The following is an 8,682-nucleotide window of genomic DNA, read 5'->3' on the forward strand; positions in this document are numbered from 1 at the left end:
CGGGGCCGTCCCAGCGGTGGCACCATGGGCGGCGGCGGATCCGATGGGGGGAGCTGAGGGTGGGCGCGATCGTTTCACGGGCGCACCAGGAGCGCGGCGGAGAACGGTGAGCGGCGCAGGGCGGCAGGACTCTGAGGACGCGGCGGAGCAGCCACCTTCGATGCGCGCTGCAGCCGACAACGGGGCAAGGATCTTCCAATCCGGCCGTGACATGGTCGTGGCGGAAGCCGGCGATGTCCATCTGCACTACCTTGACGGCGTACGCGAGACCCGGCGGGCCCCCGTGGACGCCGCCGCGGACTGCCCGTACCCGGGGCTGAAGCCGTTCGAGACGGACGATGCCCGGTGGTTCTTCGGCAGGGACGACCTCGTCGCGCAGGTGCTGGCAGAGCTCGACCGCGACGCCGAGGGGCCTCTCGTTATCGTCGCTCCCTCCGGGGCGGGTAAGTCCTCGCTGCTGCGGGCAGGGGTGCTGCCGGCGCTCGCGGCAGGCCGCCTGCCCGGTTCGGCCGACTGGAGCCCACTGCTGCTGACCCCCACTGAGCGGCCGGTCGACGAACTGACGGCCCTGCTGGAGCGGGCCGTCGGGGTCACTGCCGCGGAGCTCCGTCGCGCGATCGAGGCGGGCTCGGACGCGGTTGCGTCCGCGCTGCGCGCGTCGCCCGGCACCTCTCGCCTCCTGCTGGTCGTGGACCAGCTCGAAGAACTGTTCACCCTGTGCACCGACGAGCCGCAGCGACACGCGTTCCTCGATCTTCTGGACGCCCTGGCCGCTGGTCCGGAGCCCGCCGCCCTTGTCGTCTGCACCCTGCGGTCCGACTTCTACTCCCGGTGCGTGACCTACCCCCCGTTGAGATCCGCGTTGCAGCACCGCCAGATCCTCGTCGGGCCGCTGTCGCAGGAGAATCTCCGGGAGGCCATCCTCTTCCCTGCCCGGGAGGTCGGACTGATCCTGGAGCCCGGACTGGTAGAGCTGATGCTGGCCGACCTCGGGGGGCCGGGGCAGGAGGCCGGCCGGCTGCCGCTGCTGGCCCACGCCTTGCGGGCCGTCTGGCACCACCGGCATGGCAACACCCTGACCGTCAGCGGGTATCGCACGACCGGCGGGATCGGCCAGGCCGTGGCGACCAGCGCCGAGCGGATCTACTCCGGCCTCGACCCGGCAGGGCAGACGGCGGCCCAGGCCATGTTCTTACGGCTGGTCCGAATCGGCGAGAGCACCGCCGGAGCGGAGGACACCCGTCGCCGGGTCGCCCGGTCCGACCTGCCCGTCGGCCTCGTCGAGCTGTTCACCATCGGCAGGCTGCTCACCGTGGAACACGACACCGTCACCATCGCGCACGAAGCCCTCCTCCGCGCCTGGCCCCGCATGCGGACCTGGATCGAGTCCGATCGTGCCGACCAGCTCGTCCGCCAGGGCCTCGAAGAGGCCGCGGCGGCCTGGGAACGTGACGGCCGGGATCCGGGCATGCTCTACCGGGGCGAACGCCTGGCCGCGGCCAGGCTGGTGGCCCACGAGGCCGGCCCGCTCGCCACTGCCTTCCTGACGGCCTCCGCGCACCGAGCCCGCCGAGCGGCCGCCCGCCGCAACCGGGTGATCGCGGTGCTGAGCGCTCTGTCCCTCGTCGCGGTCGCCGCTGCAGCGATCGCCGTACGGCAGAGCCTCACGGCCCGCTCCGAGCGCGACACCGCCGTGTTCCACCAGATCCTGGCCAAGGCGGACCACCTGAGGGGCACCGATCCGTCGCTGGCCGCCCAACTGGACCTGGCCGCATACCGCATGCGTCAGGCCGACCCGGAGGCGTACACGCGACTTGTCAACGATGCCGCATCGACGTTGTCGACCGCCCTGGCTCACCGGAACCCGGTCGACGAGGTGGTGTTCAGCCCGGACGGCCGGCTCCTCGCCGGTGTGGGACTGCACGGTGCCCTGGAACTGTGGGACACGACCGAACCGCGGCACCCCGCCTCCCGGACCGACCTGCTGCCAGGACTCGACACCGGTGTCCTGTCGGCCGCGTTCAGCCCGGACGGCAAACTGCTGGCCGCGGGCGGCGAGGGATACCTCCGGCTGTGGGACGTCACCGACCCCGCCGGCCCGAAGGCCGGGGCCACCCTGAGGACGAATGGCGCTACCGACGCGATCGCCTTCAGCCCCGACGGCGGCCGTCTGGCCGCGGGCGACGGCAAACAGGTCCGGGTCTGGGACCTGGCCGTCCCCTCGTCACCGGCCCCGCTCGGTGAGCCGCTCGGCCAGACCGGCCTCGTCACCCGCCTGCGCTTCGGCCGGGAGGGCAACTCCCTGGTCGTGGGCGTCCCGGCCACGGACCCGGCGGACGCCGCGGTCCGGGTGTGGGATCTGACCGGCTTGGCGGCCGCCTCCACCCCGCGCAGCACGGCCTTGGGGATGGAGGGCGAGCCTACGGTGAGCTGGTTCGGCATGAGCCCCGACGGCAAGGAGGTCGCCGTGGCGGCCGGCAGCGGGACCGTCCACCGGTGGGACATCGGCAATCCAGCAGCTCCCGCACCGCTGGGGGAGCCGCTGTCCGGTCACGGCGGCATACCGGAGTCCCTCGCGTACAGCCCTGACGGCCACACTCTCGCCGTCGCGGGCGACGACCGCACCATTCGGCTGTGGGACATCACCGACCGCGCGCGCCCCAAGCCCCTCGGCACACCTCTGCCAGGATCCTCCCCGACGTCCGGCCCCCTGCCCTCGGACCGGCTCGACAACGGCTACGAACTCGTCTTCAGCCCCGACAGCACCACGCTTGCCGCGGCAGGCGAGGACGGAACGGTGCGCCTGTGGAACGTGGCGCTGCCCGAGCACATCACCCCCCTCGGCAACCCGCTCATCGGCCACGGTGACGCCGTCCGCTCCCTGACATTCGGCCCGGACGGCACGACTCTGGCGACGGCAGGGATGGACAGCACGGTCCGGTTGTGGAGCCTGCCGGGATCACGGCTGGTGCAACAGGGCGATCCCACGGGGAACCTCTCGATCAGCTCCGACGGCGAACTTCTCGCCGTGCGAAGTGAGGACGGCCGCCCGGGCATCCGGATACTGCGGACCACCCCGGCGGGCACCCGGGACAGGACCGAGGCCGACCACCGGTTCAAGGACGCGTGGTCAGCGGTGTTCAGCCCGGCCGGGCGGACGCTCGCGGCCGCCACGACCGACCAGACCATACGGCTGTGGGACATGCGTGACCCGGCCTCGCCGCGGGCAGTCGGAAGCACGACGACCCGACACAAGGACGCAATCAATCAGATGGTCTTCAGCCCGGACGGGGGTGCACTCTTCACCAACGACCAGACGTCGGTGCGGCTGTGGAACGTCAAGGACCCGGCCAGCCCGAAGGCACTGGCCACCCTCATCGATCTCGCTGACCAGGCGGCATACGACTATGGCGTAGGCATCGGCCACCTGGCCCTCAGCGCCGACGGAGCCCTGCTCGCCGTCGAAACCCGCGAAGGCGCGGGGAAAACGAACGTGCGCTTGTGGGACGTCCGTGATCCGGCCCGACCACGTCCGGTCGGCACCCTGTCCGACCCACTCGGCGCCGTTGAATCGGGTCCGCCTGTCTCCGTCACCTCCCTGGCCCTCGCCGGAACGACCCTCATCCTCGGTGACCAGGACGGGAGGCTCCACTTGTGGGACGTCGGCGACCCGACACGACCCCGGTCACGCGGTCCCGCCGTCACCGCACATGCCGTCAAGGTGACCTCCCTGGCCCTCGAACCGCAGGGCAAGACCCTGGCGACGAGCGGCGAGGACCACACCGTGCGCCTCTGGGACATCAGCGACATCTCCCACCCTCGCCCCCTCGGCACCCCCCTGACGGGCCACGCGGGACCGGTGACCGCCCTGGCCTACAGCCCGGACGGAAGACACCTGGTGACCACGAGCCGTGACGGCACCGTCCAACTCCGCGCACTGAGCCCGGACGACCTGTCCCGCATCGTCTGCGACACCACCTGGCAAGCCCTCACCCGTACCTCTTGGGAGAACCACCTGCCGGGTATCCCCTACGAACCTCCCTGCTGATTTTCGGCTCGCCAGACGAGGACGGGGGGCAACCCCGTGACCGGCGCCCGCTCGCGGGCGGCGCCGCACACATGCCAGGCGACGAAGGCCAGGAGCCCGGGCCCGGCATGCTCGCACCGGTAGGAGCCGCAGCTGACGCAGAAGAACTCGGCATCCCAGCACAACTCGTCGTAATTGATGTACTGATTCACCTGCCGCACCGCCATGTCGCCGCACTCGCAGAGCGCCCCGATCTTCACCGTCTGGCCAATCACTCAGGCTCCTTCCGTCCAGCTCACGCCCTCGAATCCCCTCACGGCCCGAGATCCCCGCGTGACTGCATTCGAGCACTGGCACCGCCTGCCCGCGGAATCCGGCAGCGGTCAAACCTCGCCGAGGCTGCTCAAACTTCGATGAGAGGGGTCAGCGGCGGCCACCACCGGCACCCTGTCGCACCCACCTGCGCGCCCCCCCACCGCTCAGTGCCTGTGTCTGAACCCCCGCTTTGGGTAGCCTGGAGCCCTAATCTGGCCTGGTGTCCAAGGGCACCGGGCAGGCCGGGGAGCGGAAGTGCAGGGGCTGCGGCGGTCGGCTGAGGCCGACAGCGCGGCCCGACGCGGTGTTTTGCTCGACGGCGTGTCGTGCCAGGCAGTGGCGGGTGGAACGCCGGCTGCGGAAGCGGGTGGCGGCTGAGATCAGCGGCGCCGGCCGGGTGGAGTGCCCGGAGTGCGGCCGGTGGTGGGTGGCTGGGGTGGACCGGCGTTCGAACGCCGTCTACTGCTCCAGGCGGTGCGTGATGAGGGCTTGGAGAGCCCGGACCGATTCGTTCGGCGAACGGTCACAGTGACCGCAACGCGAACGGCTCTGTCGGTCATTATCGTTCAACTCCGTTCATCTGACCGCTAGTTGTTGTGATCACCACATGAGCGGGCTGACTCTGCTGCGGGGAAGCGGGCCGCGTCCCGTCACGGCCAACAGCCGTGCTCGGCCCGCGAGTTGGGTGGTGAAAGCACCATGCCCGAGGAGATCGAGAAGGCAGACAAGGTCGGCAGCGTCAGCGCGGACCGGTACGCGCAGATCGTCGCCGAGCTGCGGAAGCTGGTCGAGGAGACCAGCCGCGCGCAGTTCACGATCGGCGACTACGCGCTGGAGGTCGAGCCGATGCGCGGACCGGGCGGCTCGGCGCCGGCCGACGACCTGTTCACCGTCAAGGACTCGCTGTTCCGCCTGGCCGAGGACATCGGGCTGAGCTACGCGTTCGTCAAGGAAGCAAGGTGGACGGCCTCGCGCTGGCCGGCCGAGCGCCGGCAGAGCGGGGTGTCGTTCACGGTTCACAAGATCCTCGCGGGGATATCCGACGAGCGGGAGCGGTTCGCCGCGATCGTCACCCCGCCGGAGGGCAAGGCGAGGTGGACGGCGGACGGAGCCCGGCGGCGCGTCGGCCGACAGGTCGAGAACCCTGTCACCCCGCAGGAGAAGGTCAGCGCGATCCACGCCCTCGCCCAGGACGAGGAGGTCGCCGCGACGGTCACCGGCGATCTGCTGCGGCGCCCGGCGGTGGTCGCCCAGGTCAAGCCGGAGGACAAGGTCCGGGTGGTCGCCGAGCTGACCCGCGACGACGAGGTGGCGGCCGCGGTCGCCCCGGAGTTCCTGCGGCGCCCGGCCGTCGTTGCCCGGGTCGCCCCGGCAGAGAAGGTGAAGGTTGTCGAGGAGCTGACCCGCGACGAGACCGTCGCCGCCGAGGTGACCACCGGCTTGCTGCGGCGCCCGGATGTCGCGGCCCGGGCGATGGCCGACGACACCGCCCGCCACCAGGTCAACCACGCCCAGGTTGAGCGCGGCCGGCAAGCCCGCGAGAACTTCGAGGAGACCAGCCCCGTCGCGCCGGCCATCCGCCAGATCGACCGGACGGTGGAGTTCCTGGACCTGGTGACCGCCTGCCACGCGTTCGTGGCCGCCGCCGGCCGGGTCGTCCCGGGCCTGCGCGACCGGGAGCTCGGTGACGACGAGCGCGTGATCGTCCACGAGAACGTCGCCCGGGTGAGGGCGACGCTGGACTGGATCGAGACGGCGGTCGACACCGGGCAGGTCGACGTCGACGGCGAGCTGGCCCGGCTTCTGCAAGGCGAGTAGGCCATGCCCCGCGCCTCCGAGCGCAGGTCCGCCGCTGCCGAGCGCCACGCCGACACCGTCCGGTTCGTCCTCTTCGAGGCCAGGCCCGCGGGCCTTGCCTTCAACCAGCTCAGCCGGGCGGCCGACCTGAGCCCGAGCCAGACCCGGGCGGGGCTCGCCTGCCTGCGCGACATCATCGCCGAACGCGGCTGGCCGCCGCTGATCTGGACCAGGGCGGACGGCTACAAGTTCTGCTCCGACCCCACCGAGCTGCAGGCCGTCGAAGTCGCGGTGATCCGCGAGAAGCTCACCGAGATCCGCCGCTTCATCACCGGCATCGTCGCCCCGCACCTCGCCCTGCAACCGAAGGGCCGGTGGGTGAAGCACCTGAACACCCAGCTCAACTCGGTGGAGTCCACGCTCGAAATGATCGCGGACTACAGCGACGTCTGACCGGTCCGGGTTCCGGACGGCCCCGCCGTCCGGAACCCGGACCTTCGCCATGAGGGGAGGAAGGCGCATGGCCCGGCGCCGCTGCTATCCGTCGGACACCTGGGACGACGAGTGGGCGCTGATCGAACCGCTGCTGCCGACCCCGGCCTGCGAGACGAAGGCCGGCGGGCGGCCGGAGAAGCACCCGCGCCGGGAGATCGTGGACGCGATTCGGTACGTCGTGGACACAGGATGCAAGTGGCGCGCGCTGCCGAAGGACTTCCCGCCCTGGCGGACCTGCTACGGCTTCATGGCGCGCTGGGCGGCGGCCGGCGTCGTCGGGCGGATCCGCGACCAACTGCGCGAGCGGGTTCGCCGGGACATGGGCCGGGCCCCGGGCGCGGTGGCCACGGTCATCGACTCGCAGTCGGTCAAGGCCGCCGAGACGGTCGGGAAGGACTCGCGCGGCTACGACGGCGCGAAGAAGATCAACGGGAGGAAGAGGCACCTGGTCGTGGACACGAAGGGTCTGCCGCTGTTGGTCCTGGTCACCCCGGCCGACATGACCGACCGTGACGCGGCGAAGGAGGTGCTGTTCCGCCTCCGCTTGATGCACCCGGAGATCACGATCGTCTGGGCCGACTCCGGCTATGCCGGACAGCTCGTGACCTGGGCGAAGAAGTACCTGAACCTCACCCTCAAGACCGTCAGCCGGCCCAAGGACGCCAAGGGGTTCGTCATCCTGCCCCGCCGTTGGGTGGTCGAACGGTCGATAGCGTGGATCATGCACGCCCGCCGACACGCACGCGACTACGAACGCCTCATCCAGCACTCCGAGTCGCTGATCACCTGGGCCGCAATCACCATCATGACCAGGCGCATCACCCGGCGTCAGTCGCGCCGGGCCGGTCAGCCCACCTCCTGCGAGGCTCAGCGGGACTGATCGTTCTCAGGGCGGTCCGAGCCACCTCGGCGAAGTCCCGACCACGGACTGCGCGCGGCATCACTGTCCCACGGCATCAACCGGCCTGTCAGCGGATCCCCCGACCCGGCTCCGCAGGAACTCGCCGCAGCAGTGGCCTATCCGGACCGACGGCGGCCGTCGGCAGCATGCTTGAATCGCCGGATGATCGACTGGTCCACTCTGCACGACGCCTACGGCTCGGCTGCTGCGATACCCGGGCTTCTGGAACGGGCAGTCGATCGTGATCAGGACGCGATCAAGCGGCTCTGGGGACGCTTGTGCCATCAGGGGACGATCTCCTCGGCAAGCATTGCCGTGCTGCCGCGGCTGGCGGACATCGCCGAGACCACCGCCTACGGAGACTGGGCGCTCAGCCTGGCCGGCGCCATCGCGGGCGGCCTGCTCCAAGACCACCACGGCGCCGACGAAGAGGTGGCCCGCCAGGAGCCCACGCTGGCACGGCTACGGGACCTGGCCACAGCGCGCCTGGCACCCGGCCATGACAGTCGAACCTACCTCGGCTTGCTGCAGGCGATACTCGCCTTCGATCGCCGACCCCTGTGGTCCGAGACTCTGGACGACTTCACCGACTCCTTCTACGACGTCGCCTGCCCGCACTGCCACGCAGCCGTGACGATCGCGATCGGCGGCTACGGCTGCTACTCCTCGATCCGGGACTGGGACCTGGGGGACGTCCACCGGATCCCGCTGAGGCCGGCCACAGCAGACACGCTGACCGATGTCGGGAGGATGCTGCACGAGCTGGCTGAACGGGACGGACAGACAACGCTCGCCTGGGGCCTCACGCACCTGTTCGGCCGGGCGGAGTGCCCGCGTTGCGGAAGCGTCTTCGGCATCGCTTCGGAGTACGAGGCCGCGAACGCACCCGCCCCATGGGACTTCGCCCGTCGCCACACCACGGACACCCTCTGATCCCCAGCAAGGCGTTCGCAGACTTCCGGCCCACCGCGGCGGCCGGCCAGCTCTTCCTCCTCACCACACCGGCCCAGCTCCTCGGCTGATTCAGGCTCTGTTCGATTCCTGACCTGCACAAACGCGCCCGGGACCTTTAGGCACAGGCACTCAGCTTGTTGTTTAACCTCGGAGGTCACCCGACCTGCTGATCTGCGGTTCTTCGCGAGACAGT

6 protein-coding genes are annotated in these 8,682 nt (G+C 70.7%); 5 read left to right on the forward strand and 1 reads right to left on the reverse strand.

Annotated elements, in window-relative coordinates:
* The first annotated feature begins 160 nt into the window (after positions 1–160).
* On the forward strand, positions 161–4,048 hold the full coding sequence (locus tag IE332_RS31750) for an nSTAND1 domain-containing NTPase (protein ID WP_189923196.1): 3,888 nt from the start codon (positions 161–163) through the stop codon (positions 4,046–4,048).
* On the opposite strand, the gene IE332_RS31755 is transcribed toward IE332_RS31750, so the two are convergent.
* Complete coding sequence (locus tag IE332_RS31755; RefSeq protein ID WP_189923198.1) at positions 4,030–4,302, reverse strand: hypothetical protein; 273 nt, start codon at positions 4,300–4,302, stop codon at positions 4,030–4,032. The genes IE332_RS31750 and IE332_RS31755 overlap by 19 nt on opposite strands.
* A gap of 739 nt (positions 4,303–5,041) precedes the next feature.
* Between IE332_RS31755 and IE332_RS31760 the strand changes: the two genes are divergently transcribed.
* From IE332_RS31760 to IE332_RS31775, 4 genes are all read left to right on the forward strand, one after another.
* On the forward strand, positions 5,042–6,160 hold the full coding sequence (locus IE332_RS31760; protein WP_189923200.1) for a DUF6192 family protein: 1,119 nt from the start codon (positions 5,042–5,044) through the stop codon (positions 6,158–6,160).
* Between the two features lie 3 nt (positions 6,161–6,163).
* Entirely contained in the window at positions 6,164–6,592 is a 429-nt protein-coding gene (locus tag IE332_RS31765) for a RacP protein (RefSeq protein ID WP_189923202.1), read from the forward strand.
* A gap of 67 nt (positions 6,593–6,659) precedes the next feature.
* The gene (locus IE332_RS31770) at positions 6,660–7,514 is read left to right on the forward strand and encodes an IS5 family transposase (protein WP_189923203.1); all 855 of its coding nucleotides are present in this window, start codon (positions 6,660–6,662) and stop codon (positions 7,512–7,514) included.
* A gap of 183 nt (positions 7,515–7,697) precedes the next feature.
* Entirely contained in the window at positions 7,698–8,468 is a 771-nt protein-coding gene (locus tag IE332_RS31775) for a hypothetical protein (RefSeq protein ID WP_189923205.1), read from the forward strand.
* Positions 8,469–8,682 lie beyond the last annotated feature (214 nt).

It is taken from the genome of Kitasatospora xanthocidica (assembly GCF_014656195.1).
Lineage (GTDB): Bacteria > Actinomycetota > Actinomycetes > Streptomycetales > Streptomycetaceae > Kitasatospora > Kitasatospora xanthocidica.